Source organism: Streptomyces xylophagus (genome assembly GCF_000716435.1).
Taxonomy (GTDB): domain Bacteria; phylum Actinomycetota; class Actinomycetes; order Streptomycetales; family Streptomycetaceae; genus Streptomyces; species Streptomyces xylophagus.
In genome coordinates, this window is the sequence record NZ_JNWO01000014.1 from 1 (window position 1) to 25,113 (window position 25,113).

Genomic DNA, 25,113 nt, shown 5'->3' on the forward strand with positions numbered 1-25,113 from the left:
CCGGTGTCGAGAGCCCCACCGTGCTCGGCGCTGCGCGCCTCCGCGCGCTGGGGCTCTCGACACCGGCGCGCCCCTACGGCTCCCTCTCGGCCGACGCGTTGGCATAGTCGGACTTGGTGGGCCCTCGCCGTTGGTGAGGGTGGACGCCCTGCGTTTCTCTGCCGGTGGTTGGTTAGTCGGTGGCTATTGCCCGCAGTACGTCCAGGCGGGCTGCCCTGCGTGCCGGGCGCAAGCCGGCCAGGGCTCCTGCGGCCAGGCCTACCAGGGCCACCACGACCAGTTGCACGGGCGGGATCGCGAAGGCGCTGTCGCTCGCGCCGTCCGAGGCCTTGACCAGGACCCAGCCGAGGAAGGCGCCGAGGGCGAGTCCGCCGACCGTACCGAAGGCGGCGACCAGGACCGACTCCCAGCGGACCATGGCCCGGAGTTGGGAACGGGTCTGGCCGACCGCCCTCAACAGGCCCAGTTCGCGGGTGCGTTCGTGGATCGCCAGGGTCAGTGTGTTGGCGATGCCCAGCAGGGCGATCAGGACCGCGAGGGCGAGCAGGGCGTAGACGAGGGTCAGCATCATGTCGATGCCGCCGGCCGAGGACTGTGCGTATTCGTGGCGGGTCTGGACTTGTGGGTTGCCGTAGTGGGCGGCGATCTGCTCGACAGCAGCCTTGCCTGCGGTCGCGTCCACGCCCTGCTTGAAGGAGACGGCGACTAGCGTGTCGGAGTCCTGGGTGCGGTGCGGGGACCAGGCTGCGCGGGTGATGACGTAGTCGCCGGCGAGTTCGGACCGGCCGTAGACCGCGCGGACCGTGAAGGTCTTCTTCTCACCGTCGGTGAAGGCCAGTTGGGCTGTACTGCCGGTGGTCAGGTGTTGGCGGTCGGCCTCCGTCCTGGTGATGGCGATGCCGTCGGTTCCGAGGTTGCGGAGGGAGCCCTGGACCGTGCCCAGGTCGAAGGTGCGGGCGAGGGCTGTGGGGTCTGTGACGGTCAACGCCCGTCCCTTGCCGTCCACTTCGGCTACTCCACGGCCGAGGCCCACTGCTGTGTCCACTTCGGGCAGCTTGCCGATGGCCCCTGCGAGTTGGGGGCTCAGCCCGCTGCCGCCCGCTCCGAAGGAGGGAGTGCTGACGGCTACGTCACCGGCGAAGGAACGGGACACGGTCTGGTCCATGGTGGCCTTCAACGACGCGCCGAATACGGTGAACAGCGACACCACGGCCACGCCGATCATCAGTGCGCTCGCGGTGGCGGCCGTTCGGCGGGGGCTGCGCAGGGCGTTGCGGCGGGCGAGGCCGCCGGTGACGCCGCGCAGCCGGTCGAGGGGGCTGCCTAGGACGCGTACCGCCGTGGAGGAAGCGACGGGGCCGAGGACTACGAAGGCAACCAGGGCCAGTACGGCGCCAACTCCCGCCAGCAGCAAGGACGGTGAGACCAGGATGCCGGTGAGGGTGGTCCCCAGCGCGAGGGCGGCGAGGGCCAGTCCGGTCACCGCGCGGACGCGGGACGCGCCGGACTGGTCCACGGCCGTCTCGCGCAGTGCGGCCAGCGGGGCGGTGCGGCCTGCCCGGACGGCCGGCATGAGTGCGGAGCCCAGGCAGACGACGATGCCTACGGCCAGCGGCAGGGCCATGGAGAGGGCGCGGATCACCAAGTCGCCTTCGGGGAACGGGAATCCGATCGCCGGAAACAGTCCTTGTAGGCCTGCTGCGATACCGATGCCGCCTGCGAGTCCGGCCGCCGACGCGGTCGCGGCGACGACGCTCGCCTCGACGACGGTGGCTGCGGTGATCTGGCGGCGGGAGGCGCCGAGGGCCCGCAACAGGGCGTTCTCGCGGGTGCGTTGGGCGATGACGATGGCGAAGGTGTTGTGGATGGAGAAGGTCGCCACCAGCAGGGCGATGCCCGAAAAGACCAGGAGGAACGTGGTGAAGATCGTCAGGAATTGGGAGGAGATCATGTCCGTGTTCTCCTGTGCCGACTGCTGGCCCGTGATCGCCTCAACTCCCTTGGGGAGTACGGGAGTCAGGCGGTCGACCAGTTGTCGCTGGCTGATGCCGGGGCCCGCGCGCACGCTGATGGTCGCCGCCTCGCCGGGCCTGGCGGTGAGGTACTTCTCGGCGTCGGCCTGTGTCATCCCGGTGTAGGTCACCTGTGCCATGCCGTCCTCGCCGCCGAAGGTCGCGAGGCCGACGATCGTCACCTTGACGGGGTCGGGTGTGCGCAGTGTCGTCGTGTCGCCGATCTTCAAGTGGCCCTTGTCTGCGGCGCCTCGGTTGACGACGACCTCGCCGGACCTGGCCGGGGTGCGGCCTTCGGCGAGCCGGTACGGGTTGAGCTGCGGGTCGGTGATCCAGTTCCCGGCTAGGGTGGGCGGGCCCTTGCCTCCGACGGCTTTGCCGTTGGCGCCGACGAGTTGGCCCGCGCCCTGGATGCTGGGGGCGGCCGCCGCGACGCCGGGGACCCGCTCGACGGTCTTCACCAGGGCCGTGCTCACCGGTTGCCGAACGCCCTGGCTCTCGCCGGGTGTTGTGATGGCGTCGGCGCTGCGGACCACGGCGTCCGTGCCGCTGGTCGCGTCGCCGAACATGGTGTCGAAGTTGGCGCGCAGGGTGTCGCCCATGACGAGGGTCCCGGCGAGGAAGGCGACCCCGAGGAACACGGCGAGGAACGTACCGGCGAAGCGCCTTTTGTGGGCCCGCAGGGAGGACATGCTCAGGCGCACGGACGCGTTCATGACCTCACGTCCTCGAAGGCCTTCAGGCGGTCCAGGACCTTTTCGGCCGTGGGGGATTCCATACGGTCCACCAGGCGGCCGTCGGCAAGGAAGACGACCTCGTCGGCGTGGGCGGCGGCGACCGGGTCGTGGGTCACCATCACGACCGTGCGGTCCGTCTGCCGTACGGCACTGCGGAGCAGGCCGAGAACCTCGCCGCCGGAGCGGGAGTCGAGGTTGCCGGTCGGCTCGTCGGCGAAGACGACCTCGGGTCGGCCCGCGAACGCCCTTGCCACGGCGACGCGTTGCTGCTGGCCGCCGGAGAGTTCGGACGGGCGGTGATGGAGGCGGTCGCGGAGGCCGACGATGCCGATGAGCTCGTCGATCCACTCCTGGTCGCCCCTGGCTCCGGAGAGGTCGAGGGGCAGGGTGATGTTCTCCGCGACGGTCAGCGTCGGGATCAGGTTGAAGGCCTGGAAGACGAAGCCGACGCGTTCGCGGCGCAGGAGGGTCAGGCGTCGGTCGTCGAGGGTGCCGAGTTCCGTGTCGCCGATGTGGGCGGTGCCCGAGCTGAGCGTGTCCAAGCCTGCCGCGCAGTGCATCAGGGTGGACTTGCCGGAGCCCGAGGGTCCCATGATCGCGGTGAAGCGGCCGGCCGGGAAGTCGACGCTCACCCCGTCCAGGGCGCGCACGGCGGTGTCGCCGACGCCGTAGACCTTGACGGCGTCGACGACCCGCGCGGCCGTGCGGGTGGTGGTCGCGGTGGTCATGCCGGGCCGCCTCCCTTGCCGGTGCGGCCGAACTGCTCGTCCAGGACGGAGAGGCGGCGCCAGTACTCGTCCTCGTCGATCTCGCCGGAGGCGAAGCGGCGGCCGAGGACGGCGAGCGGGGAGTCGCCGGTGGGACGGGGGTCGGCCATCGCGCGCCACGGGCCGCCGCGGCCGCGCCAGGCGGTGCGGCGCAGGACGGTGACCACGCCGACCACTACGGCCGCCCAGATCAGCGGGAAGAACAGGATCCACGGGCCGGGGCCGCCGCCGTTCCAGTTCGCCAGAGTCTGCATGTCGATTCATCTCCAAGGAGCCTGGAGCCCTCGATGGGCTTCCTGTGATGTATCGAGACTGGCTCCGGGGAGGGGGCCGGGTCGTCGTACGGCCAGCGGCAGTGCGGGTACCTCGCGGGGAGTACGTGAGGGGGTGCCGGCTGCTCCATAAGCCGTCGACAAGCCGTCCACTACTGTAACTACCAGTATGTACACTGACTGTATGAGCACCCCGGAGCGACTGATCGAGTCCACACGCGAGCTGCTGTGGGAGCGCGGCTACGTCGGCACCAGCCCCAAGGCAATTCTGGAGCGCGCTGGAGCTGGGCAGGGCAGTATGTACCACCACTTCAAGGGCAAGCCGGATCTGGCGCTGGCGGCGATCCGGCGGACGGCCGAGGAGTTGCTGAGTACCGCAGAGGAAGTACTCGACGGGCCCGGGACGCCGTACGAGCGGATCGAGGCGTATCTGCGGCGCGAGCGTGATGTGTTGCGGGGGTGTCCGGTCGGGCGGCTGACGATGGATCCGGAGGTGATCGCCAGCGCGGAGCTGCGGGAGCCGGTGGACGCGACGCTCGACGCGATCCGTGAGCGGCTCGCCGGAATCGTCGAAGAGGGCAAGGAACAGGGGCAGTTCGGGGCGGAGCTGGACGGCGAGGAGATCGCCTCGACGATCCTCGCGACCGTACAGGGCGGTTACGTCCTGGCCCGCGCGTCCGGCTCACCGGCCGCCTTCGACGCCGGTGTCCGGGGACTGCTCGCCCTGCTCGCGCCCTCCGCTCCCCGATAGGAGTCCGGGCACGTGCGGAGCACCAGGAACCACCCCGACACCCGACAGGGGTCGGCGGAGAACTCCCCCTTCTGAGGAGGCACTTGATGCACGCGATGCAGTACGAACTCACTCTTCCCGGCGACTACGACATGGGCATCATCCGGGGCCGGGTCGCACGGGTCGGGCATCTGCTCGACGACTGGGGCGGCCTCGGTTTCAAGGCGTATCTGCTGCGCGAGCGCGGGGTGCACGGCTCGCCGGTCAACCAGTACGCGCCGTTCTATCTGTGGAACACGGTGGAGGGCATGAACCGCTTCCTCTGGGGCGGTGCTTTCCAGGGGCTCGTCAATGACTTCGGGCGGCCTGAGGTGGTGCAGTGGACGGGCCTCGCCTACGAGGACGGCGGTGCGGCGGGTTCGCCAGCCGCTGTCGCCGTACGCCGGTGCCAACGGATGGCGGAGGGTGTGGAGTTGGCGGCGGTCGTGGAGGAGGCTGTGGGTGAGACCCGGCGGCTGGCCGGAGAGGACGGCGCGGTCCTCGCGGCGGCGGCCGTCGACCCGCACAGCTGGGAGCTGGTCCACTTCTCGCTCTGGGAGCAGGACTCGCCGAAGGCGGAGGGGGACGTGTTCCAGGTACTGCATCTCTCGGCGCCGGGGCGGGGCGCGTTACCGCGAGGTCGGCAGTGGTGAGTGACGTCGTCCGTACGGTACTTGGGGATGTGGACCCACGGCTGCTGGGTGTGTGCGACGCGCACGACCACCTCTTTCTCCGGAGCGCTCGGCTTCCCGGCCAGGAGTTGGGCGACGCGTCGGCCGCGCGGTCCGAGTTGACCGCGTTCCGTGCCGTCGGCGGGGGCAGCGTCGTGCAGTGGACGCCGTACGGGATGGGGCGGCGGGTCGCTGATCTGCCTCTGCTGTCCCGGGCGACGGGTGTGCATGTGGTCTGTGCGACCGGGTTGCATCAAGCGGCGCACTACAGCCCGGAGTTGCTGGAGAGCCTGCGCGGCAGGCTGGCCGAGGTGTTCGTCGCCGAGTTGGAGGTGGGCATCGGGCTTTCCGGTGTCCGCGCCGGGATCATCAAGGTCGCGGGCGGCTTCCACGGCCTCGACGCGCACGCCCGCTGGACGATGACCGCGGCGGCCGAGGCCCACCGTGCGACGGGAGCGCCGATCGCCGTCCATCTGGAGCTGGGCACGGGCGCGCTGGACGTACTCGACCTGCTGTGCGGCAAGTTGGGAGTCGAACCGCACCGGGTGATCCTCGGTCACCTCAACCGCTCCCCCGACCTCGTCGTCCAGCGCCAGGCCGCCGACGCGGGCGCCTACCTCGCGTTCGACGGCCCGTCCCGCGCCCACCACGCCACGGACTGGCGCATGCCGGACAGCGTCCGGGCGCTGGCCGAGGCCGGCTACGGCGACCGCCTGCTGCTCGGCGGGGACACCGTGGTCGCCGGGGCCCGCTCGGTGGACGGCGGCCCGGGGATGCCGTACCTGCTGCGGCGGGTGGGGCCACGGCTCGCGGTGGAGCTGGGTGAGGAGCTGGTGCGGCGCGTGTTCACGGAGAACCCCGCGCGCGCGTTCGCCGTCGAGTGGCGCCTCTCCTCGGAGCCGGTCGCCGAAGGCTGACAGCCCGCTGTGTTCAACGCGGACATCGAACATGTGGTGCTCGGGTGCAGCGGACCGTGTGTCTCGCCGTCACCACGCAGGCGCTGCCCTTCCTGCTGCTCGGCACCGCTCTGTCGGGCATCCCGGCCCTGGCCGCCGACACCTGGGTGACGATCACCGGCACCTGGCACGCGGGCGGAACCCTGGGTAGGAGTTCCGCCCGCGCCGCGCTGATCTAGGCCACCGAGATGTCCACGGACGGCCGCAGTTTCGCCGCCGCGGCCAGGGCCTCGTGCATGGGGTGGGTGTCGAAGGCCGTCAACAGGGCCTCGTTCGACGGGAGTTCGGATGCCGGGTAGGCGATCTGCTCGTAGGCCGACTGGAAGCGGGGGCCCCAACGGCGGGTGCCCAGGCGGGCGGTGCGGGAGCAGTTGTCGACCATGTACGCCACATCGCGGGCGTGCATGTAGGGCAGCAGGGAGTCGACCGCCTCGATGACGGACTCGTTGACGATCTCGGACCAGGGGTGGCCGCGCTCGGCGAACTCGTCGACCTGGGCGGTCATCGTCGCCACGAACACTCCGGCGGTGAACGGCTCGACGGGCAGGGCCCGTTCGGCCCGGCGCGCTCGCACCTCCGCGCCGACGGCCCACATCGGCGAACCGCCGATGCTGCTCATCTCCCGTGCCCCGAGCCGCTGTTCGGCGAGGACAACGCTGCGCAGCTCGGTGCCGTCGGCGACCTCGTCGTAGATCTCGGCGACGATCTCGCGGGCGGGGCCGTAGGTCGCCGAGTACGCGCGGTCGAAGACGTCCCGTCCGGCCGGGTCCAGGTTCTCGCGGACGGCGCGGAGTCCGGCCTGGGAGATGGTGCGGGCGATGGGTCCGGTGACGTTCTCGCAGGAGCGCTCGTACGCCGTCACCGGGTCGTCGCCGGCGAGCCGGTAGTGGGTGTACAGGCTCTCGACGATGCCGTGGACGGCGCCGAGCAGGATGGCGCGTTCGCCCACGATGTCGGAGCGGTACTCGCTCTCCAGGGTCGTGCGGAAGGTGTACGGCGAGCCGAGCGCGACCGACCAGCCGAGCGCGCGGTCCGTGGCCTTGCCGTCGGGGTCGGCGTGGACGGCGTAACTGCTGTTGATGCCCGCGCCGTTGATCTCGGCGCCCTGTTCGTAGAGGCGGCGCACGGAGTCGCCCATACCCTTGGGGCAGACCGCGATCACGCCGTGTCCGGGCGGGAACTCGCCGCCGGAGGCCCGGAGATGACCGAGCAGGAAGCCGTGCGAGAGGCCGATGGTCGCACCGGGCTTCAACGCGGCGAAGATCTCCTCGTGATGGGCGGCGAGGGCCGCGTCCGCGATCAGCAGGATCACCAGGTCGCTGTCGGCGGTGACGGCGATCCAGTCGCCGAGGGTGCCGTCCTCCTCGGTGAAGCCGTGCGCGCGGGCGTCGGCGGCGGATGCCGAGCCGGGGCGCAGTCCGACGCTCACCCGGATGTCCGTGCCCGCGAGGGAGTCGCGCAGGTTGCGGGCCTGGGCGCGGCCCTGCGGGCCCCAGCCGATGACGCCGATGCGGTGGACGTCGGCGAAGGCCTGCGGGAGGAGGGGGAAGAGGTGCCGGCCGCCGCGCAGGATGGTCTCCGTGCCGCCGGGCACGTCCATCGTCTCGAGGGCGAACACGGCGGAGGTGTGCGTGGTCGAGGTCATGGTCGAGTTGTAGGCTCCGGGCGGGTGTTGCGGCAAGCGCAACCTGTGCAGCGGGCTGTTGCGTGAACTGAAAGGGCCAGGTCACGGTATGCGGGACGACCATCGGGAGCTGCGGCTTTTCCTGCATCTGGCGCAGACGCTGAACTTCGGGCGGACGAGTCTCGACTGCCATGTCAGTCCGGCGACGCTCACCCGGACCGTGCAGCGGCTGGAGGCCGGCATCGGACACCGGCTGTTCGACCGCGGGGCGCGCGGGGTGTCACTGACGGCGGAGGGGCACCGCTTCCGTGAATACGCCGTCCAGGCCGTGGAGTTGTGGCGCATCTACCGCGAGGAGCATCCCGACCCGGCCGAACTCACCGGCCATCTCACGCTGTTCGCGACGGTGACCGCCTGCCAGGCCCTGCTGCCCGACCTGTTGGCGCCGTTCCGAGCCGCGCATCCGCAGGTGCGGCTCGATCTGCGCACCGGTGACGCGGCGGCGGCGCTGGCCAGGCTGGACGAGGGCGAGGCCGACGTGGCGGTCGCGGGCATCCCGCCCCGGCTGCCGGAGCCGTTGGTGAGCCGGACGGTCACGGTGACCGAGCTGGTCCTGGTCACCGCGCGCGACCGGCCCGATCCCGACCTGGACGGTCCGTTCGTCCTCCCGCACCGCGGTCTGGTCCGTGAGGCGGCCGACCGCTGGTTCCGCGCCCGCGGCAGGACACCGGACGTGGCCTGTGAACCGGACGGCCACGAAGGGCTGTTGACGCTGGTCGCGCTGGGCTGCGGGACGGGCGTGGTGCCCCGCCTCGTGCTGGAGAACAGTGCCGTACGGGAACGGCTGGCGGTGATCCCGGCGGACCCGCCGCCTGAGCCGTTCCCGATCGGGCTGTGTGTACGGCGGGCCGATCTGCGCCGCCCGCTGGTGGCGACGCTGTGGAGCCTGACGGCTCCGTGGTAGCGGCGACCGGCCGCTCAGGGCCCTGCTGGGCGGCCGGCCACTCGAGACTTGTCGAGCGACCGGCCACTCGCGACTGTGTCAGTCGAGGTCCACCGGGCCGTCGTCCTTCTTGTCGTCCTTCTTCGCCTGGAGCTGGAGCAGGTTCTTGACGTCCTCGCCGGGGCGGCGGCCGTCGGGGTCCGCGCCGCTCAGGTTGCCCCGGACCGAGTCCAGGATCGTCAGGCCCTGCGAGACCAGACCGGCCGCGATCTCGCCGAGGCCGTCCGCGCCGTTGAGGACGTTGACGTTCGCGCCGGCGAGGCCGCCGGCCGCTTCCTTCACGATCTGCGGGAGCTGGTCGATCAGCATCCGGTCGAGCGCGACCCGGTCGTAGGAGGCCGCCGCCTCGGCCTGGATCTTCATGCGCTCCGCCTCGGCGATGGCGAGCAGCTTGATCCGCTGCGCCTCGGCCTCGGCGGGCCTGACGATCTCGGCGACCAGCTGCTGCTCGCGCAACTTGGCCTGCCGCTCGGCCAGTTCGGTCTGCGCGGCCAGCACCTCCTGCTGGGCGTGGGCCTGCGCCAGCGGTCCGGCCTGCGCGGCCTGCGCCTGGGCACGGTCGACCTCGGCCGAGTACTCGGCCTTGACCACCGCGGTCTGCCGGGCGTACTCGGCCTGGTTGCGGGCCGCGACCTGCTGCGCCTCGGCCGAGGCCTGGGTGGCCTGCGCCTGGGCGATCTGGGCCTGCCGCTGGATGGCCGCCTTGTGCGGCGCGGACATGGCCTCGATGTAGCCGGTGTCGCCGTCGTCGATCGACTGGATCTGCAGCGAGTCGACGATCAGGCCGATCTTCGCCATCTCGATCTTCGAGGTGTCCAGCACCTCGGCGGCGAGCTTCTGCCGCTCGGTGACGATCTCCTCGACGGTCATCGAGCCGATGATGGACCGCAGGTGACCGGCGAAGATCCGGCCGGTCAGCACCGACATCTGGTCCTGGTCGGACAGGAAGCGCTGGCCCGCGTTGATGATGCTCTCGGTGTCGTTGCCGACCTTGAAGGCGATCACTGCGCGGACGTTGAGAGCGATGCCCTGCCGGGTCACGCAGGTCTCGGTGACCTCTGCCTCGCACATCGCCAGGGTGAGGAAACGGGTCTTGCGGAAAACCGGGAGCACGAACTTTCCGTGCCCCGTCACCACTCGGAACGGCGCGCCCCCCAGTCCCCGCCTGCCACCCGAGATCAGCATCGCCTCATCGGGGGCGGGAACGCGGTAACCGAACATTCTGGTACTCCTCACTCAGCGCCGGCGGGGTCCCCGCCCAGCGCGTCCAATGGATCCACCCACTCGATGACGTGGACCTCACGCCGTCCACGTGACTCGATCACGAGAACGGTCGCCCCCGTGGGCAGAGGATCGTCCGACCAGGCGAGGAAGGTCTCGGAGCCGCCCCGGACGCGCACCAGGATCTCGCCGGGGCCCGCGCTTCCGCGGGTTCCGATGATCACCTGCCCCGTGCATCCGATCACGGGCTCATCCTGCGGCATCACCGGCCGCCCTCCATCCTCTGGCCTTAGGTTTCCGACGATAGACCTACTCTGCCCCGGCTCCCAACGGGCTCGTCGATTCCTTCCGTCACGTGCCGTCCGCGAGGTCAGGACAGGGCCGCCAGCGGGTCGTCGAGCACGGGCTGCCACGCCAACTCGGCGGCGCCGACCAGGCTGTTGTGGTCGAGGGTGCAGGCGAGGATCGGCACGCCTCCGCTCTGCCCCCACAGGCTCCGGTCGGCGACGACCGCGCGCAGCCGCTGCGGGTCGGCGTCGAGGAGGGTGCGGTGCAGTCCGCCGAGGATGATCCGGTCGGGGTTGAGGATGTTCACCAGGCCCGCCAGCCCGAGCCCGAGCCGGTCGATCAGGGTTTCGGCGGCCTGCCGGACGGACGGGTCGTCGTAGTGGTGGCGGATCAGGTCGTTGGACTCCTGGAGCAGGGACACCTCGGGTCCGGGCTCACGACCGGCGGCGGTGAGGAAGGCGAGCGGATCGGCCTCGACGTCGAGACATCCCCGGCTGCCGCAGTGGCAGGGGCGCCCTTCGGGGTTGACGGTGAGGTGCCCGACTTCGAGCGCCAGCCCCGAACTCCCGGTGTGCAGACGCCCGTCGAGCACCAGCGCGCCGCCCACCCCCCGGTGTCCGGTCGCCACGCACAACAGGTCGCGGGCACCGCGCCCCGCGCCGTGCCGGTGCTCGGCGAGCGCGGCGAGGTTGACGTCGTTGCCCGCGAACGCCGGTCCGGCGATGCCGGCCGCGCGCACGCACTCGGCGAAGATCCGGCGCACGGGCGCGCCCGCGGGCCAGGCCAGGTGGAGGGGGTTGAGCGCCAGTCCTTCGGGCTCGGCCACGGCGGACGGTACGGCGAGCCCGGCGCCCACGCACCGCCGACCGGTCTCGCGCAGCAAGTCGGTACCGGCCTCGACGACCGAACCGAGCACCTTCGCCGGATCGGCGTCCACGGCCTCGCAGCCGGGTGCCGTCGCCACGATCTGGCCGCCGAGTCCAACCAGCGCGGCACGGAAGCCGTCGGCGTGCACCTGCGCGGCCAGTACGACCGGCCCGTCCTCGGCGAGCGCCAGCCTGTGCGAGGGGCGGCCCTGTGAACCGGCCGCCGCGCCGGGCCGGGCGTCGACCCTGATCAGGCCCAGCGCCTCCAGCTCGGCGGCGACCGCGCCGGCCGTCGCCCGGGTCACGCCGAGTTCGGCGGTCAGGACGGCTCGGGTGGGCGCGCGGCCGGTGTGCACGAGCTCTAGCGCGGGGCCGAGCGCACCGCGGCCCCGGTCCAGCCGCGCCCTCGAGGTGGTCCCTTCCCCCGCCGGCCGGGGGTCCGCCTTGCCGCTCATGAGGGGAGTCTCCCATGATCCGCACCGATAGCCGTTGGGGGTTGCGTTCACAGTGGCGGCCCTGTGGGGGCTGATCGCGCAGTTCCCCGCGCCCCTTCGAAAGTCGCCCCCAGCTCAGAAGCCACTGACTCTCAGCGTCACGTTCAGTCTCCCCTTCAGCCCCAACTCCCCCGGCCCCGTGCCCTCGTACACCCTCGGCACCCCGTGATACGCCAGCCGCGACGGGCCGCCGAACACGAACAGGTCGCCGCTCCTCAGCTCAACGTCCGTGTACGGCTTGGTGCGGGTCTCGGGGTTGCCGAAGCGGAAGACGCAGGTGTCGCCGAGGCTGAGGGACACCACGGGGGCGTCGGACTGTTCGTCGCTGTCGCGGTGCATGCCCATGCGGGCGTCGCCGTCGTAGAAATTGATCAGTGCGATGTCGTACGACGCCGTCGGCGCCCCCAGTGTGTCGGCGACCGCCCGCCGGCCCAGCTCGTCCAGCCAGGCGGGGAACGGCTTCACCGGCGTGCCGTCGCCGTCGGTCACCGTGCGGGAGTAGGCGTACGGGTACCAGTGCCAGCCCAGGCACACCTGGCGGGCGGTCATCGTGCCGCCGCCGGGGGTGCGGACCGTGCGCAGACCGGCCGGCGGGCGGGCCCACTCACGGCAGGCCGTGAGGAGGTCGCGCTGGCGGTCGGTGTCGAGCCAGTCCGGCAGGTGCACCGCACCCGGCGCGACCTCAGTACGAGCCCTCGGAAACAGCTCGGCGTCCATGGCCCCATCCTGCCCGACCGGCCGTGAGCTGGGACTCGGTTAGCCTTGGCGCACGATGGACGACCATATCGACCGAATGACGACTCCGTGGGGCGACTGCGCCCTGGCCCGCTTCCCCGAGGACCCGCGCGACCGGCTGCGCGCCTGGGACGCCTCCGACGAATACCTTCTGCGGCAGCTCGCGGAACAGGACACCCCGCTGTCCGGCACGGTCGTGATCGTGGGCGACCGCTGGGGCGCCCTGACCACGGCGCTCGCACAGCACCGTCCGGTGCAGATCACGGACTCGTTCCTCACCCAGGAGGCGACCCGGGCGAACCTAGCGCGCAACGGGATCGCCGCGGATTCCGTACGGCTGCTCACCACCCAGGACCCGCCGCCGGAGCGTGTCGACGTGCTGCTGGTGAGGGTGCCCAAGAGTCTCGCGCTCCTGGAGGACCAGTTGCTGCGGCTGGCGCCCGCGGTGCACGCCGACACGGTCGTCGTCGGCACCGGGATGGTGAAGGAGATCCACACCTCGACGCTGAAGCTGTTCGAGCGGATCCTCGGCCCGACCCGGACCTCGCTGGCCGAGAAGAAGGCCCGGCTGATCCACTGCACGCCACGGTCGTCGGCGCGCGCCACCAACCCCTGGCCGCACAGCTATGCCCTGCCGGACGGCATCGGCGTGGTCTCGGGGCGGACGGTGGTCAACCACGCGGGCGTGTTCTGTGCCGAGCGCCTCGACATCGGCACCCGCTTCTTCCTCCAGCACCTGCCCGAAAGTCGCGGCCCCCGCAGGGTGGTCGACCTCGGGTGCGGCAACGGTGTCGTCGGTACGGCGGTGTCGCTGGCCGATCCGGAGGCCGAAGTGCTGTTCGTGGACGAGTCGTTCCAGGCCGTCGCCTCGGCGGAGGCCACGTACAAGGCGAACGGCGTGCCGGGGCAGGCCGAGTTCAGGGTCGGGGACGGGTTGGTCGGGGTGTCGGCCGACAGTGTCGACCTCGTGCTCAACAATCCCCCGTTCCACTCCCACCAGGCGACGACCGACGCGACGGCGTGGCGGATGTTCACCGGGGCGCGGCGCGCGCTGCGTCCGGGCGGCGAGCTGTGGGTGGTCGGCAACCGGCATCTCGCGTACCACGTGAAGCTCAAGCGGCTGTTCGGCAACAGTCAACTGGTCGCCAGCGACGCGAAGTTCGTGGTGCTGAAGGCCGTCAAGCGGTAGTCCCGGCGCGTCCGGCGAGCACTCCGATGATCCGGGCCACCGTGCCGGCCATCGCCTCCCGCCCCAGGCTCAGGTACTTCCGGGAGTCGACCGCCTCGGGGTGTGCGGCGAGGAAGGCGCGGATCGCGCCGGTCATCGCGAGGTTGAGGGCCGTGCCCACGTTGACCTTGGTGATGCCACCGGCGACGGCCGCGGTCAGTTCGTCGTCGGGGACTCCTGAGGAGCCGTGCAGGACGAGCGGGACGTCCAGGCCGGCGGTGAGCCGCTTGAGGAGGTCGTGGTCGAGGGTGGCCGTACGGGTGGTCATCGCGTGCGAGCTGCCGATGGCCACGGCCAGGGCGTCCACGCCGGAGTCGGCGACGAACGCGCGGGCCTGGACGGGGTCGGTACGGGCGCCGGGTGCGTGGGCGTCTAGGGGCGGCTCCCCGTTCTTCCCGCCGACCTCTCCCAACTCGGCCTCGATCCACAGGCCTTGGGAGTGTGCCCAGTCGACGGCCGCGCGGGTCGCGGCGAGGTTCTCGGCGTACGGAAGGCGGGCCGCGTCGTACATCACTGAGCTGAATCCGGCATCGGGCGCCTGGCGCAGCAGGTCGTCGCTCTGGACGTGGTCGAGGTGCAACGCGACGGGTACGGCGGCCCGTTCGGCTACGGCGACGGCCGCGCGGGCGAGCGGGAGGAGACGGCCGTAGCGGAACTTGACGGCGTTCTCGCTGACTTGGAGGACGACGGGGGCGTCGGCGGACTCGGCGCCGGCGACGACGGCCTCGACGTGTTCCAGGGTGATGATGTTGAAGGCGGCGACCGCGGAGCGGGCGGTGGCGGCGCGGGTCACGAGCTCGCCGGTGGTGACGAGGGGCACGGCCTGTCCTTTCCTGGAGTCTGGGGTGCCGGGCTTCAGGGGGCGAGGATCACCGAGCGGGTGAGGTGACGCGGCCGGTCCGGGTCGAGGTCGCGGTACGCGGCGACGGCGACCGCCAGGCGCTGGGCGCGGACGAGTTCGGCGAGCGGGTCGAGACCCCCGTCGATCCACAACCCGCCGGTGGCGTCCACCTGTTGGGCGAGTCCCTCGGGCGCCTCGCCGAGCATCCAGGTCGCGGTGCCGCGGGTGGTGATGCTGATCGGGCCGTGCCGGTACTCCATCGCCGGGTAGGCCTCGGTCCAGGACAGGGAGGCCTCGCGCATCTTCAGCCCGGCCTCGTTGGCGAGCCCGACGGTCCAACCCCGGCCGAGGAACGTGAACTGCGTGCAGGCGACGAGCTGTTGGGGCAGTTCGGCGGCCAGCGCGGTGCGCGCGTCGGCGACCACGGCGTCGGTGTGCAGCCCCAGGTGGGCGCGGAGCAGGGTGACCGCGGTGGTCGCGAACCGGGTCTGTACGACGGAACGTTCGTCGGCGAAGTCGAGTACGACGATCTCGTCGGCGGCCGTCATGACGGGGGTGTGCGGGTCGGCGGTTATCGCGGTGGTGGGGGTGCGGCCCTTCAACTGCCCCAGGAGTTCCAGCACTTCGGTGGTGGTGCCGGAGCGGGTGAGGGCGAGGACACGGTCGTAGGTCCGCCCGTGCGGGAACTCCGAGGCGGCGAAGGCGTCGGTCTCACCTTCGCCCGCGCCTTCACGCAGGGCGGCGACGGCCTGGGCCATGAAGTACGAGGTGCCGCAGCCGACGATCGCGACCCGCTCCCCCGGCGCCGGGAGCACCGCCTTGTGTCCCGCCGCCTCCGACGCGGCGCGGGCCCAGCATTCGGGCTGGCTGTTCAGCTCGTCCTCGACATACGTCATGCCGTATCCCCTCCCCGTTGATGCTTGTTCCTGCAAGATATAGCGATCTTTCAAGCACAATCAAGCATTTCGGCGGGAGCGGTGTGCGCTAGGGTCGCCGGAGAATCGAGGAACGGAGAGTGCGGATGTCGCGCGACGCCCGCTGGAAGGCGCTGCTGGAGCTGCTCGTCGAGCGCGGCCGGCTCGACGTCGAGGAGGCGGCCGCCGACCTCGCGGTGTCGGCCGCGACGATCCGCCGTGACTTCGACCAACTCGCCGAGCAGCAGATGCTGGTGCGCACCCGGGGCGGCGCCGTCGTGCACGGGGTGTCGTACGAACTGCCGTTGCGCTACAAGACCGCCCGGCACGCCTCCGAGAAGCAGCGGATCGCCAAGGCGGTCGCCGAACTCGTCGCGCCGGGCGAGGCGGTGGGCCTGACCGGCGGTACGACGACCACGGAGGTGGCCCGCGCCCTGGCCGTGCGCGGCGATCTCACCTCCGGAACCTCGGGATCACCGGCGCTGACCATCGTGACCAACGCGCTCAACATCGCCAACGAGCTTGCCGTACGGCCCCAGTTCAAGATCGTGCTGACCGGCGGGGTCGCGCGCCCGCAGTCGTACGAACTCGTCGGGCCCCTCGCGGACGGGGTGCTCTCCCAGATCACCGTCGATGTGGCGGTGCTCGGCGTGGTCGCCTTCGACGTGACGCACGGCGCGGCGGCCCACGACGAGGCGGAGGCCGCGATCAACCGGCTGCTGTGCGAGCGCGCCGAGCGCGTGATCGTGGCGGCCGACTCCAGCAAGCTCGGGCAGCGCGCGTTCGCCCGGATCTGCTCGGCGGAGGCGGTGAACACGCTGGTGACGGACACGGCGGTGGGGCCGGACATGGTGCGGCGGTTCGAGGAGGCGGGAGTCCGGGTCGTCGCCGTATGAGAGGTGCCAACCCGCCCTGCTGGACAGGGAGTTGCGGGACGCCGAGGGTCGACGTCCCGCACGGTCCGACCAGTTGAGGGTCCGTCAGCCGAAGACCCTGACGGCCTGGTAGTACGTCCACGCCGTGCTGTTGCAGGCGGTCGCGGTGGCGCCGCTGTACTTGGTGCAGACGCGCTTGAGGTCCTCGTAGAAGGCGCTGTCGAGCCGCGACTTGTTGGTGCTGAAGGTGCCGGCGGCCTTGTAGTTGCGGTAGCCGAAGTCGTGGCGGGCGCAGGACGTGGCGAAGGGGAAGCCGAAGGGGTTGTCGGGCGAGTCGGAGCAGTAGTCGGTGGACCAGTCGAACTCGTAGGCGGACCAGGCGGTTTGGTTGGCACGGGCGGCGGCCCAGAGGTTATAGCTGGACGCGCTGGTCTGGGTCCAGCTCGAGAGGACCTGGGGCTTGTCGGCGGGGGCGGCGGTGGCGGCTGTCGCGGTGGCGACGACAGCGACCAGGGCCAGAGTCGAGGCGGCGAGACCGGTGGCGAGTCTGCGGTGCATCCAACACCTCCATGAGACCGCGATCCGCCCGTCGGATCGCAGGTTCATGACAAGATGATTTACGCGTTGCCCCTGCCTTCACACCGGATGTGCCCCAATGACCCGTTAACTCTTGGATTTTCCGGGGGACTTGACCGGCGCGCTGAGCGCCGGGGGCCAGGTGAATTCGAGCCCTTCCTCGGGCCTCAGGTGACTCCAGCGCTCGGTCAACGCGCTCAGGGTCTCCACCGCGACCGCGAGAGTGGCCTCGGTGTAGGGGAAGGGTTTCTCCTCGACGATCCCCCACACCTCGCGCGCCCTCTTGAACAGGGGCACGGGCGGCGGGTCCTCGACCGCGTCGTGCACGACGCCGCTCAGCACTTCGGCGAGGGTGATCGCGCGGGCGTTGTCCTTGATGATCCGCCTGCTGCGCGCCGCCGCGTCATGGCGGGGCGAACCGTCGATCACCCGCATCGAGGAGAAGACGGCTCCGGCGGCGACGCAGCCGAACACCCCTGCCGACAGCCGGAGTTCGCGTTCGGCGACAGCGTGGGCGAGGTCGTGGGGAACCCGGTATTTCCGATCGTAGGAGCGCATTTCCAGAACCACGCCGTCGTCGCGGTGGACGACGACACGGCGGTTGCCCTGGGCCATCGGGATGAAGACCAGTCGCATTCCTTCAGCATGCGGGCGGTGGCCCACCGGGCCAACCCCTTTTCCCGGCCAGGCGTCAGGACGGGGTGAGCGGCAGGTCGTCCGTGAAGGCGTTGACCGGTTGGGCGATGCGCCGGGTGCCGTGGACGTCCAGGGCCGCCGCCGCGGTTCTGGTGCCGAGTGCGCCCTGCGTGTGCCAGGTTCCGGTGACGGCCAGCCAGGTGTTGGCGGGCGGGGCCGGGGTGCCGTACATGTGGACCTTGACCGTCTGGGCGTCGGCCGCACAGCAGGTGAAGATGATGCGGGTCAGGTCCCAGCCGCCGCCGGTCCGGCCCGGTGTCACGAAGCCGGTCATCTCCACACTGCGCCCTCTGATGGCCAGCTCCTTGTCCTGCTGGACCCGGGTCGTGAAGTCCGTGAGGGTCATCGGGAGGGGTGAGGTCGCGGGCAGTGCGGCGAACCGCTTCTGCTCTTTGACGGTCTCGCTGCCGGCGTGCGCGGCCGTGTAAGCGCCGAGGGCGGGTGGGGCGTAGAAGAGGAGGCTGAGCGCGGGGAGGAAGAGCAGCCAGGCGATGCGGGGTGCGGTGGAGTGGTCGTGTCCGTGGTCATGGTCGTGGCCCTCCTCATCTCCTGATCCGCGGTCGAGTGCCGCGTGGGTCAGACCCAGCAACAGGAGGAGGACGCCGGAGACGATCAGCAGCGGGCGGAGGCCCTCCTTGACGTAGCGGAGGTAGAGGTCGGTGAAGAGGGCCGTGTGCAGGAGGCCCAGGCCGGTGAGGACCAGGAGCAGTACTTGGGCGGTGCGCTTCACAGCAGGGCGCCTCCGATCAGGACGCTGGCGGCCACGGCCACGACGGTGGTCGCGGTGGAGAACCGCACCGCGAACGCCCGGCCGAAGGTGCCCGCCTGAAGGGCGATCAGCTTGAGGTCCACCATGGGGCCGACCACCATGAAAGCCAGCCGGGCTGTGGGCGAGAAGCCCGTGAGCGACGCGGCGACGAAGGCGTCGGCCTCGGAGCAGACCGCGAGGACGACGGCGAGTGCGGCCAGGAACAGCACGGACAGCCAGGGCGACCCGGAGAAGGTGTCGAGGACGGAGCGCGGGACGGTCACGTTGAAGGTGGCCGCGGCCATCGCGCCCAGCACGAGGAAGCCGCCGGCGTGCAGGAAGTCGTGCTGGAAACCGAGCCGGAACTCCGTGAAGCGGCTGTGCCCCGACCGGTGTCCGGTGTGCCGTACGACCGGGCGCAGCCACTCCTCGCGGCCGAGCCAGAGCCAGAGCCAGCCCATGGCGGCGGCGGTGGCGAGCGAGGCGAGCAGCCGGGCCAGCACCATCGCGGGGCTGCCCGGGAAGGCGACGGCCGTGGCGGTCAGCACGATCGGGTTGATCGCGGGCGCCGAGAGCAGGAAGGCGAAGGCGGCCGCCGGGGTGACGCCCCGGCGGATCAGGCTGTTGGCGACCGGCACGGACGCGCATTCGCAGCCCGGCAGGACCACGCCCGCGATGCCTGCGACGGGTACGGCGAGCGCGGCGCGCTTGGGCAGCACCTTGGTGAACAGGTCTGCCGGGACAAAGGCGTTGATGGCCCCCGACAGGGCTGTTCCCAGGAGGAGGAAGGGCAGGGCCTGCACGGTGATGGCCAGGCAGACCGTGCGCCAGGCCGCGACGGCGGGGCCGTTCAGCCACGGTGTGCCCGAGAGCACGAGGACGGCCGCCGCCAGGCCGAGCGCGATGACCACCGCCTTTGCGGGCGGGGGTCTGCGGAGGGTGCGGCGCCGTCGCTCGGGTGGGTGGACGGCGGGCGGGGCCACCATCTCCGCCACATCAAGCAGCTCATCCGTTTTTTGCATATTTGCTCCGAATGTCTGATGTTGCGACAGAACATAGTACGGTTTTCGTGTGATCAGCCGACTGTCCGTCACGATCGTCCGCGCGTGTCTGCGCGAGGGTGTCGGCGGGAGTCCCACCGCAGTGCTGGGCGAGCTGCCGTTGAGCGACGACGAGCGGCGCCTGGTGCCGGTGCTGGCCGGGACGTCGCATGCCGTCTTCGTCTCGCCGCGCGGGTCCGAGGTGGCGCTTCGCTTCTTCACCGCCGAGGGCGAACTGCCCGCGTGCGGCCACGGCACGGTCGCCGCCCTGGCCTTCCTCGCGGAGCGCGCCGGGGGTTCGGAATACCGGGGCACCCTGCGTGCGGCGGGGCGTTCCTTCGCCGGGTGGGCCGTACGGGAGGGGGTGCGGGTGCGTGCCGCCTTCGAGCCCGGTCCCGTCGCGCTGCGGGAGCCGACGGCGGCCGAGTGCGGGCTCGTCGTGCCGACGCTGGGCGTCACCCGGGACATGCTCGCTCCCGGTACCCGTGTGGCCTCGGTCGGGCGGGCACGGTTGCTGGTGCCCGTCGCCTCACGTTCCGTTCTCGCCGCGCTCGCCCCGGACTTCGGTCGACTCCGGGCGGCCTGCGACCGGTTCGGGTTCCTCGGCTGCTACGTCTACTCGGTGCCGACGCGCTCCGGCCGGATCGCGGCGCGCATGTTCGCGCCGTCGATCGGCGTCCCGGAGGACATCGCGAACGCCAACAGCACCGCGTGCCTCGCCGCCGACCTGGCCGGTCGGGGCGTCACCGAGATCGCCGTCGACATGGGCGACTCCCTCGGCAGTCCGGCCACGATCACCGCGAGCGCGGAGCCCTTGGTGCGGCTGGGCGGGACCGCCGAGGTCACGGGCGTGGTCCGGCTGCCGTAGTCGAGTTCAGGGTGTGGCGAGCGAGCGAATGTGCGCGAGCCAGGCCTCGGACACGTTCGCCGGGATCTTCGCGGCCAGGCCCGTTCCCTTGGTGAGCGCGAGTCCCCGGTTGAACGTGACGCCGGTCTGCCCTGCGGGTCTCTTCATGTCCGGTGCCGTCTCCGCCTAGTGCGCCCGGACCCGCGCGAGGACGTCGCGGATCAGGTCGGCGCTGATGGTGAAGTGGTCCCGGGCGATCTCCTCGGCGCGTTCGGGCTCGCCCGCCGCGATGGCCTCGTACAGGGATTTGTGGTCCTCGCCGCCCTGGTGGAAGTGGGTCTGTTCGCCCTTGCCCCATGGTTCGACGGGGAAGCCGAGGCTGATGCGGGCGAGCAGGTCCTGGCTGAGCATGACGATCTGGGGGTTGCCCGTGGCCTCGCGGACGGCCTGGTGGAAGGCGCTGTCGGCGGTGTGGGCGTCGCGCGGGGTGCTCGCGGAGAGGTAGGCGGACAGGGCGTCCCGCATGGGGGCGAGCTGTTTCGAGCTACGGCGTCGGGCGGCCGTCGCGGCCACCATGCCCTCGACCAGGCCGCGCAGGTCGAAGAGTTGCTCGAACTCCTCCCAGCGGGGCAGCAGGGTGTGCCGGACGGCGGCGGCCGTCGACTCGGTCCAGCTGTCGCGGACGTAGGTGCCGCCGTTGCGCCCGCGGCGGATCTCGACCACGCCCACTGCCTGGAGGCGGGCGACCGCCTCGCGCACGGTGGGGCGGCTGACACCCAGCAGCCCGGTGAGTTCGCGCTCGGCGGGCAGCCGTTCGCCCGGCAGGAAGTCGCCGACGGCGATCGCGGTGAGCAGCCGGTCGGACACCTCGTCGACCGCCGAGGCCACCCGGACCGGGCGCAGCGCCGAGGACGGGGAGCCGCCGAGAAGGACGCGGTCGAGGACGCGCGAGAACTCGTCCCCGGCTTCGGATGCCTCAGGTACGGATGTCAGCTGTCCTCCTCCTTCAATGCCGCTCCTGTAAACGCGGGCGGGCCACGTGAACTCGCCGTTACTTCTTGCCCAGCCCCCGCTAAAAGGTCTTGTGCGCTGACCTTTTACCCAATCACTATCGCAGCCATCCGTCACATCCTTTTCCGATTCCGCCAGAGGCCGGCTCGCGTCCGGCCCGTCTGGGAGGCCCTCGCGTGGCGATTCCCGAACCGAATCACACCGGCACCGTCGACTTCAACGGCCATTCCACCTGGTACCGGATCACCGGCGAGCCCGGCAGGACCCCGCTGGTCGTGCTGCACGGCGGCCCCGGCGCCGGTCACAACTACACGCTCAGCATCGCGGGCATCGCCGAACAGGGCCGCCAAGTGGTGCACTACGACCAACTCGGCACCGGGCTGTCCACCCATCTGCCCGACGAGGGCGCCGACTTCTGGACCGTCCAGCTCTTCCTCGACGAACTCGACAATCTGCTCAAGGAATTGGGCATCGCCGATGCCTATCACCTCCTCGGCCAGTCCTGGGGCGGCATGCTCGCCGCCGAGCACGCCGTACGCCGGCCGGCCGGGCTGCGCGGTCTGGTCATCGCCAATTCCCCCGCGTCCATGGAGCTGTGGCTCGCGGCGGCGGCCGAACTGCGCGCCGAACTCCCGCCCGAGGTCCAGCGGACCCTGCTCCTCCACGAGGCGGCCGGAACCACCGACCACCCCGACTACCTCGCCGCCGAGCAGGTCTTCAACGAACGCCATGTGTGCCGACTGACCCCCAACCCGCCCGAGGTGCAGGCGACTTGGGAGAACATCGCGGCCGATCCAACCGTGTACCACACGATGAACGGGCCGAACGAGTTCCATGTCGTCGGCACCATGAAGGACTGGTCCGTGATCGACCGGCTGCATCTGGTCGACGCACCGACCCTGCTGGTGTCCGGACGGTACGACGAGGCGACTCCCGACACGCTGCGTCCGTTCGCCGACCACATTCCCGACGTGCGCTGGCACATGTTCGAGCGCTCCAGCCACATGCCGCACGTCGAGGAGGAAGAGCTGTACCTCCGGGTCGTGGGCACCTTCCTCGACTCCACCGACTGAGCCCCTTCGGCCCATCCCCGGCCCATCCCCGGCCCATCCCCGGCCCATCCCCCGGCCGACCCAACAGCCTTTCCTCCGACGGGAGTTCCCTGGATGTCCCGCAGCACGAGACGGGGCGCGTTCGCCGCCGCCACCGTCGCCCTCGCCCTGACCGCAGCCGCCTGTTCGTCCTCCGACGGCGGCTCCTCCTCCGATCCGAGCACGTCCTCGTCGGCGTCCGGCTCCTCCGCGTTCCAGCCGCAGCACAAGGGCGGCACGCTGAAGCTGGTCGCCCATGCGGCGGCCGGCAGCTTCGATCCGCAGGTCAACTACACGCTCCAATACTGGCAGTTGTACCAGTCGATGTACGACGGGCTGCTGTCGTTCAAGAAGGTCGGCGGCCAGTCGTCATTCACCGTCGTCCCGGACCTGGCCGCGGCAATGCCCAAGGTCACCAACGGCGGCAAGACCTACACCTTCACACTCCGCAAGGGCATCACCTTCTCCAACGGCAAGGCACTCACCACCGACGACGTGGTGGCGTCCTTCCAGCGCATCTTCAAGGTCTCCAGCCCCACCGCCGGCACCTTCTACAACGGCATCGTCGGCGCCACCGCCTGTCTGAAGACACCCGCGTCCTGCACCCTCAAGGGCGGCGTGACCGGCGACGCGACCGCGAACACGGTCACCATCAACCTGACGGCGCCGGACTCGGAGTTCCCGTACAAGCTCGCCGTCCCGCACGCCAGCATCGTGCCGAAGGACTCGCCGACGAAGGACGCGGGCACGAAGCCGCTGCCGACGACCGGCCCGTACATGGCGGCCTCCTACGACCCGAACCGTGCGCTGAAGCTGGTGCGCAACCCGCACTTCAAGGAGTGGTCGCGGGAGGCCGAACCGCAGGGTTACCCGGACCAGATCGACTACACCTTCGGGCAGACCGTCGAGTCCGAGGTGACCGCCGTCGAGAACGGCCAGGCGGACTGGATGTTCGACCCGCCGCCCGCCGACCGCCTCAACGAGATCGGCACCAAGTACACCTCGCAGGCGCACGTGAACCCGCTGACCGCATTCTGGTACGCGACGCTGAACGTCAACTCGGCCCCGTTCAACAACAAGTTGGCGCGCCAGGCGATCAACTGGGCCGTGGACCGGTCGGCCGTGGTGCGGCTGTACGGCGGCCCCAACCTGGCCTCCCCCGCGTGCACGATCCTGCCGCCGGGCTTCCCCGGGCACGTCGACTCCTGCGACTACACCAAGGGCGGCGGCACGACCTGGACTGCCGCGGACCTCGCCAAGGCCAAGGCGCTGGTGAAGCAGTCCGGTACGGCCGGGCAGGAGGTCGGCATCGTCGTGCAGGACGACGACGTCAACAAGTCGATCGGGCAGTACCTGCAGAGCCTGCTCACCCAGCTCGGCTACAAGGCGACGCTCAAGCCGCTGTCGGCGAACATCCAGTTCACCTACATCCAGAACACCAAGAACAAGGTCCAACTCGCCCTGACCTCTTGGTACCAGGACTATCCTGCGGCCTCGGACTTCCTCAACGTGCTGCTGTCCTGCGCCGCGTTCCACCCGGGAAGCGACTCCAGCATCAACATCTCGGGCTTCTGCGACAAGGGCATCGACGCGAAGATGCAGACCGCGCTGAAGACCGCGCAGACTGACCCGACAGCGGCGAACAAGCAATGGGGCGCGATCGACCAGGAGTTCATGGAGCAGTCCCCGCTCGTCCCGCTGATCAACCCGAAGATCATCGACTTCACGTCGAAGCGGCTGGGCAACTACCAGTTCAGCAAGCAGTTCTACATGCTCGTCGGCCAGTTGTGGGTCAAGTGAGCACCGTCGCACCCGAGTTGGCCACCGCGGAGGCCCGGCGCTCGCCGGGCCCCTGGCGGACGGCCGGCGCCGACCTGCTGCGCAACAGGTCGGCGCTGGCCGCGGCCGTCGTCCTCTTCCTCGTCGTCCTGGCGACCCTGTGCGCGCCGCTGTACGCGGCCCACATCGCCCACACCGACCCCTTCCAGTCCCATGTCTCCGGCACCACGGTCGTCGACGGGAAGACCGTGCCGGTGCTCACCCCGAGCAGCACCGGCCTCGGCCTCGGCGTCACCCCGATCGGCCCGACCTGGGACCCCGCCCACTACTTCCTCGGCGCCGACAACCAGGGCCGCGACGTCATGGCCCGGCTGCTCTACGGCGGCCGGACGAGCCTGTTCATCGGGTTCACGGCGGCGCTGCTCACCTGCGCCCTCGGTACGGTCGTCGGAGTCGTCGCCGGGTACGCGGGCGGGGTGGTGGACGCCGTCATCTCCCGTGTCCTGGACGTCATTTGGGCCTTCCCGGTGTACCTGCTGGCGATCTGCCTCTCGGTCGTCCTCCTCACCGACGGGCTGCACCTCGGCCCGCTTACCGTCGAGGCGGGAAGTCTCTGGCTGCCCGTCGCGATCATCGCGGCGATCTATGTGCCGTACATCGCGAGGCCGTTGCGCGGTCAGGTGCTGGTGCTGCGCAACAAGGAGTACATCCAGGCGGCCGTCGGCTCCGGGGCACCGACGGCGCGCATCCTGCGTCGCGAGGTGCTGCCGAACGTCCTGCCGACGGCGATCGTCTTCGTCCCCCTGATGACCGCACTCGCGATGCTCACCGAGTCGGCGCTGTCCTTCCTGTCGGTCGGTGTCCAGCCGCCGGACGCCAGTTGGGGCACGATCATCGAGGACGGACTCGGGCTGCTCTACACCCGGCCCGCCGTGACGATCGCGCCCGGCCTGTTGATCGCGCTGACCACGGCGGCGCTCAACGTCCTCGGCGACGGGGTACGCGACGCGCTCGACCCAGGCGCCCGCCTGCGCGGAGGGGTGTGAGGGCCA

The 25,113-nt window shown here is 70.8% G+C and carries 27 protein-coding genes; 11 read left to right on the forward strand and 16 right to left on the reverse strand.

Features of this window, described 5'->3' with window-relative positions:
- Positions 1-172: 172 nt before the first annotated feature.
- From OO70_RS28525 to OO70_RS28535, 3 genes are read right to left on the reverse strand one after another with little or no spacing between them, the layout of a single operon-like run.
- Positions 173-2,728: an ABC transporter permease gene (locus OO70_RS28525; RefSeq protein WP_043677329.1), complete on the reverse strand. Its 2,556-nt coding sequence runs from the start codon at positions 2,726-2,728 to the stop codon at positions 173-175.
- On the reverse strand, positions 2,725-3,477 hold the full coding sequence (locus OO70_RS28530) for an ABC transporter ATP-binding protein (RefSeq protein ID WP_043677332.1): 753 nt from the start codon (positions 3,475-3,477) through the stop codon (positions 2,725-2,727). Before OO70_RS28530 ends, OO70_RS28525 begins: the two co-directional genes overlap by 4 nt.
- A complete protein-coding gene (locus OO70_RS28535; protein ID WP_043677335.1) occupies positions 3,474-3,770 on the reverse strand; it encodes an SHOCT domain-containing protein in 297 nt (98 codons plus the stop codon). Before OO70_RS28535 ends, OO70_RS28530 begins: the two co-directional genes overlap by 4 nt.
- 202 nt (positions 3,771-3,972) lie before the next feature.
- On the opposite strand from OO70_RS28535, the gene OO70_RS28540 reads away from it, so the two are divergent.
- The 4 genes from OO70_RS28540 (at position 3,973) to OO70_RS57095 (ending at position 6,363) form a co-directional block, all read left to right on the forward strand.
- A complete protein-coding gene (locus OO70_RS28540) occupies positions 3,973-4,539 on the forward strand; it encodes a TetR/AcrR family transcriptional regulator (protein ID WP_199827423.1) in 567 nt (188 codons plus the stop codon).
- An 86-nt stretch (positions 4,540-4,625) separates the two neighbouring features.
- Entirely contained in the window at positions 4,626-5,210 is a 585-nt protein-coding gene (locus tag OO70_RS28545; protein ID WP_043677339.1) for a DUF4865 family protein, read from the forward strand.
- Complete coding sequence (locus OO70_RS28550) at positions 5,207-6,145, forward strand: phosphotriesterase family protein (protein ID WP_043677721.1); 939 nt, start codon at positions 5,207-5,209, stop codon at positions 6,143-6,145. Before OO70_RS28545 ends, OO70_RS28550 begins: the two co-directional genes overlap by 4 nt.
- 44 nt (positions 6,146-6,189) lie before the next feature.
- Positions 6,190-6,363 (forward strand): hypothetical protein, encoded by a 174-nt coding sequence (locus OO70_RS57095; protein WP_407702835.1) that lies wholly within the window; start codon positions 6,190-6,192, stop codon positions 6,361-6,363.
- On the opposite strand, the gene OO70_RS28555 is transcribed toward OO70_RS57095, so the two are convergent.
- A complete protein-coding gene (locus tag OO70_RS28555) occupies positions 6,360-7,829 on the reverse strand; it encodes a ketol-acid reductoisomerase (protein WP_043677342.1) in 1,470 nt (489 codons plus the stop codon). The two genes, OO70_RS57095 and OO70_RS28555, sit on opposite strands and share 4 nt — an antisense overlap.
- Positions 7,830-7,917: 88 nt before the next feature.
- Here OO70_RS28555 and ilvY point away from each other — a divergent pair, with 88 nt between their 5' ends.
- Positions 7,918-8,772: an HTH-type transcriptional activator IlvY gene (ilvY, locus tag OO70_RS28560; protein WP_043677345.1), complete on the forward strand. Its 855-nt coding sequence runs from the start codon at positions 7,918-7,920 to the stop codon at positions 8,770-8,772.
- 78 nt (positions 8,773-8,850) lie between these two features.
- Here ilvY and OO70_RS28565 read toward each other — a convergent pair whose 3' ends face one another.
- The 4 genes from OO70_RS28565 to OO70_RS28580 all read right to left on the reverse strand — a co-directional run bounded on the left by OO70_RS28565 (position 8,851) and on the right by OO70_RS28580 (position 12,397).
- On the reverse strand, positions 8,851-10,032 hold the full coding sequence (locus tag OO70_RS28565) for an SPFH domain-containing protein (RefSeq protein WP_043677347.1): 1,182 nt from the start codon (positions 10,030-10,032) through the stop codon (positions 8,851-8,853).
- 11 nt (positions 10,033-10,043) lie between these two features.
- Positions 10,044-10,295 carry a hypothetical protein gene (locus OO70_RS28570; protein WP_043677349.1) on the reverse strand — a complete coding sequence of 84 codons (252 nt, stop codon included), beginning with the start codon at positions 10,293-10,295 and terminating at the stop codon, positions 10,044-10,046.
- Positions 10,296-10,402: 107 nt separating this feature from the next.
- A complete protein-coding gene (locus OO70_RS28575; protein WP_043677350.1) occupies positions 10,403-11,641 on the reverse strand; it encodes an ROK family protein in 1,239 nt (412 codons plus the stop codon).
- A gap of 114 nt (positions 11,642-11,755) precedes the next feature.
- Positions 11,756-12,397 (reverse strand): alpha-ketoglutarate-dependent dioxygenase AlkB family protein, encoded by a 642-nt coding sequence (locus OO70_RS28580; RefSeq protein ID WP_043677352.1) that lies wholly within the window; start codon positions 12,395-12,397, stop codon positions 11,756-11,758.
- A gap of 76 nt (positions 12,398-12,473) precedes the next feature.
- Here OO70_RS28580 and OO70_RS28585 point away from each other — a divergent pair, with 76 nt between their 5' ends.
- Positions 12,474-13,604 carry a methyltransferase gene (locus tag OO70_RS28585; protein ID WP_043677353.1) on the forward strand — a complete coding sequence of 377 codons (1,131 nt, stop codon included), beginning with the start codon at positions 12,474-12,476 and terminating at the stop codon, positions 13,602-13,604.
- On the opposite strand, the gene OO70_RS28590 is transcribed toward OO70_RS28585, so the two are convergent.
- A complete protein-coding gene (locus OO70_RS28590) occupies positions 13,594-14,463 on the reverse strand; it encodes a class II fructose-bisphosphate aldolase (RefSeq protein WP_043677355.1) in 870 nt (289 codons plus the stop codon). The genes OO70_RS28585 and OO70_RS28590 overlap by 11 nt on opposite strands.
- Before the next feature lie 35 nt (positions 14,464-14,498).
- Positions 14,499-15,380, reverse strand: coding sequence for an SIS domain-containing protein (locus OO70_RS28595; RefSeq protein ID WP_043677357.1), 882 nt, complete (start codon positions 15,378-15,380; stop codon positions 14,499-14,501).
- 125 nt (positions 15,381-15,505) lie between these two features.
- Between OO70_RS28595 and OO70_RS28600 the strand changes: the two genes are divergently transcribed.
- Positions 15,506-16,294, forward strand: a complete 789-nt coding sequence (locus OO70_RS28600; RefSeq protein ID WP_043677359.1) for a DeoR/GlpR family DNA-binding transcription regulator — start codon at positions 15,506-15,508, stop codon at positions 16,292-16,294.
- An 84-nt stretch (positions 16,295-16,378) separates the two neighbouring features.
- Here OO70_RS28600 and OO70_RS28605 read toward each other — a convergent pair whose 3' ends face one another.
- The 4 genes from OO70_RS28605 to OO70_RS28620 form a co-directional block, all read right to left on the reverse strand.
- Positions 16,379-16,831 (reverse strand): phospholipase, encoded by a 453-nt coding sequence (locus OO70_RS28605; RefSeq protein ID WP_043677363.1) that lies wholly within the window; start codon positions 16,829-16,831, stop codon positions 16,379-16,381.
- Positions 16,832-16,936: 105 nt separating this feature from the next.
- Positions 16,937-17,485, reverse strand: coding sequence for a hypothetical protein (locus tag OO70_RS28610; protein WP_043677365.1), 549 nt, complete (start codon positions 17,483-17,485; stop codon positions 16,937-16,939).
- A gap of 55 nt (positions 17,486-17,540) precedes the next feature.
- Positions 17,541-18,275 (reverse strand): TIGR03943 family putative permease subunit, encoded by a 735-nt coding sequence (locus tag OO70_RS28615; RefSeq protein WP_043677367.1) that lies wholly within the window; start codon positions 18,273-18,275, stop codon positions 17,541-17,543.
- Complete coding sequence (locus OO70_RS28620) at positions 18,272-19,315, reverse strand: permease (RefSeq protein WP_199827424.1); 1,044 nt, start codon at positions 19,313-19,315, stop codon at positions 18,272-18,274. Before OO70_RS28620 ends, OO70_RS28615 begins: the two co-directional genes overlap by 4 nt.
- Before the next feature lie 49 nt (positions 19,316-19,364).
- Between OO70_RS28620 and OO70_RS28625 the strand changes: the two genes are divergently transcribed.
- Positions 19,365-20,201 carry a PhzF family phenazine biosynthesis protein gene (locus OO70_RS28625; protein ID WP_043677369.1) on the forward strand — a complete coding sequence of 279 codons (837 nt, stop codon included), beginning with the start codon at positions 19,365-19,367 and terminating at the stop codon, positions 20,199-20,201.
- 6 nt (positions 20,202-20,207) lie between these two features.
- On the opposite strand, the gene OO70_RS54750 is transcribed toward OO70_RS28625, so the two are convergent.
- Positions 20,208-20,348: a hypothetical protein gene (locus OO70_RS54750; RefSeq protein WP_158711528.1), complete on the reverse strand. Its 141-nt coding sequence runs from the start codon at positions 20,346-20,348 to the stop codon at positions 20,208-20,210.
- Between the two features lie 18 nt (positions 20,349-20,366).
- Positions 20,367-21,068, reverse strand: a complete 702-nt coding sequence (locus tag OO70_RS28630; RefSeq protein ID WP_043677371.1) for a FadR/GntR family transcriptional regulator — start codon at positions 21,066-21,068, stop codon at positions 20,367-20,369.
- Between the two features lie 299 nt (positions 21,069-21,367).
- On the opposite strand from OO70_RS28630, the gene OO70_RS28635 reads away from it, so the two are divergent.
- The 3 genes from OO70_RS28635 (at position 21,368) to OO70_RS28645 (ending at position 25,107) form a co-directional block, all read left to right on the forward strand.
- Positions 21,368-22,264, forward strand: coding sequence for a proline iminopeptidase-family hydrolase (locus OO70_RS28635; protein ID WP_043677373.1), 897 nt, complete (start codon positions 21,368-21,370; stop codon positions 22,262-22,264).
- 93 nt (positions 22,265-22,357) lie between these two features.
- On the forward strand, positions 22,358-24,082 hold the full coding sequence (locus OO70_RS28640; RefSeq protein ID WP_043677375.1) for an ABC transporter substrate-binding protein: 1,725 nt from the start codon (positions 22,358-22,360) through the stop codon (positions 24,080-24,082).
- Entirely contained in the window at positions 24,079-25,107 is a 1,029-nt protein-coding gene (locus OO70_RS28645) for an ABC transporter permease (protein ID WP_043677377.1), read from the forward strand. Before OO70_RS28640 ends, OO70_RS28645 begins: the two co-directional genes overlap by 4 nt.
- Positions 25,108-25,113: the final 6 nt, after the last annotated feature.

Excerpts from the sequence above, each read along its gene's own strand:
- OO70_RS28570 (WP_043677349.1), bottom strand. The coding sequence starts at position 10,295 with ATGCCGCAGGATGAGCCCGTGATCGGATGCACGGGGCAGGTGATCATC.
- OO70_RS28605 (WP_043677363.1), bottom strand. The coding sequence starts at position 16,831 with ATGCACCGCAGACTCGCCACCGGTCTCGCCGCCTCGACTCTGGCCCTG.
- OO70_RS54750 (WP_158711528.1), bottom strand. The coding sequence starts at position 20,348 with ATGAAGAGACCCGCAGGGCAGACCGGCGTCACGTTCAACCGGGGACTC.
- OO70_RS28575 (WP_043677350.1), bottom strand. The coding sequence starts at position 11,641 with ATGAGCGGCAAGGCGGACCCCCGGCCGGCGGGGGAAGGGACCACCTCG.
- OO70_RS28640 (WP_043677375.1), top strand. The coding sequence starts at position 22,358 with ATGTCCCGCAGCACGAGACGGGGCGCGTTCGCCGCCGCCACCGTCGCC.
- OO70_RS28580 (WP_043677352.1), bottom strand. The coding sequence starts at position 12,397 with ATGGACGCCGAGCTGTTTCCGAGGGCTCGTACTGAGGTCGCGCCGGGT.
- OO70_RS28525 (WP_043677329.1), bottom strand. The coding sequence starts at position 2,728 with ATGAACGCGTCCGTGCGCCTGAGCATGTCCTCCCTGCGGGCCCACAAA.
- OO70_RS28600 (WP_043677359.1), top strand. The coding sequence starts at position 15,506 with ATGTCGCGCGACGCCCGCTGGAAGGCGCTGCTGGAGCTGCTCGTCGAG.
- OO70_RS28555 (WP_043677342.1), bottom strand. The coding sequence starts at position 7,829 with ATGACCTCGACCACGCACACCTCCGCCGTGTTCGCCCTCGAGACGATG.
- OO70_RS28530 (WP_043677332.1), bottom strand. The coding sequence starts at position 3,477 with ATGACCACCGCGACCACCACCCGCACGGCCGCGCGGGTCGTCGACGCC.
- ilvY (WP_043677345.1), top strand. The coding sequence starts at position 7,918 with ATGCGGGACGACCATCGGGAGCTGCGGCTTTTCCTGCATCTGGCGCAG.
- OO70_RS28620 (WP_199827424.1), bottom strand. The coding sequence starts at position 19,315 with ATGCAAAAAACGGATGAGCTGCTTGATGTGGCGGAGATGGTGGCCCCG.
- OO70_RS28565 (WP_043677347.1), bottom strand. The coding sequence starts at position 10,032 with ATGTTCGGTTACCGCGTTCCCGCCCCCGATGAGGCGATGCTGATCTCG.
- OO70_RS28595 (WP_043677357.1), bottom strand. The coding sequence starts at position 15,380 with ATGACGTATGTCGAGGACGAGCTGAACAGCCAGCCCGAATGCTGGGCC.
- OO70_RS28540 (WP_199827423.1), top strand. The coding sequence starts at position 3,973 with ATGAGCACCCCGGAGCGACTGATCGAGTCCACACGCGAGCTGCTGTGG.
- OO70_RS28545 (WP_043677339.1), top strand. The coding sequence starts at position 4,626 with ATGCACGCGATGCAGTACGAACTCACTCTTCCCGGCGACTACGACATG.
- OO70_RS28535 (WP_043677335.1), bottom strand. The coding sequence starts at position 3,770 with ATGCAGACTCTGGCGAACTGGAACGGCGGCGGCCCCGGCCCGTGGATC.
- OO70_RS28585 (WP_043677353.1), top strand. The coding sequence starts at position 12,474 with ATGACGACTCCGTGGGGCGACTGCGCCCTGGCCCGCTTCCCCGAGGAC.
- OO70_RS28610 (WP_043677365.1), bottom strand. The coding sequence starts at position 17,485 with ATGCGACTGGTCTTCATCCCGATGGCCCAGGGCAACCGCCGTGTCGTC.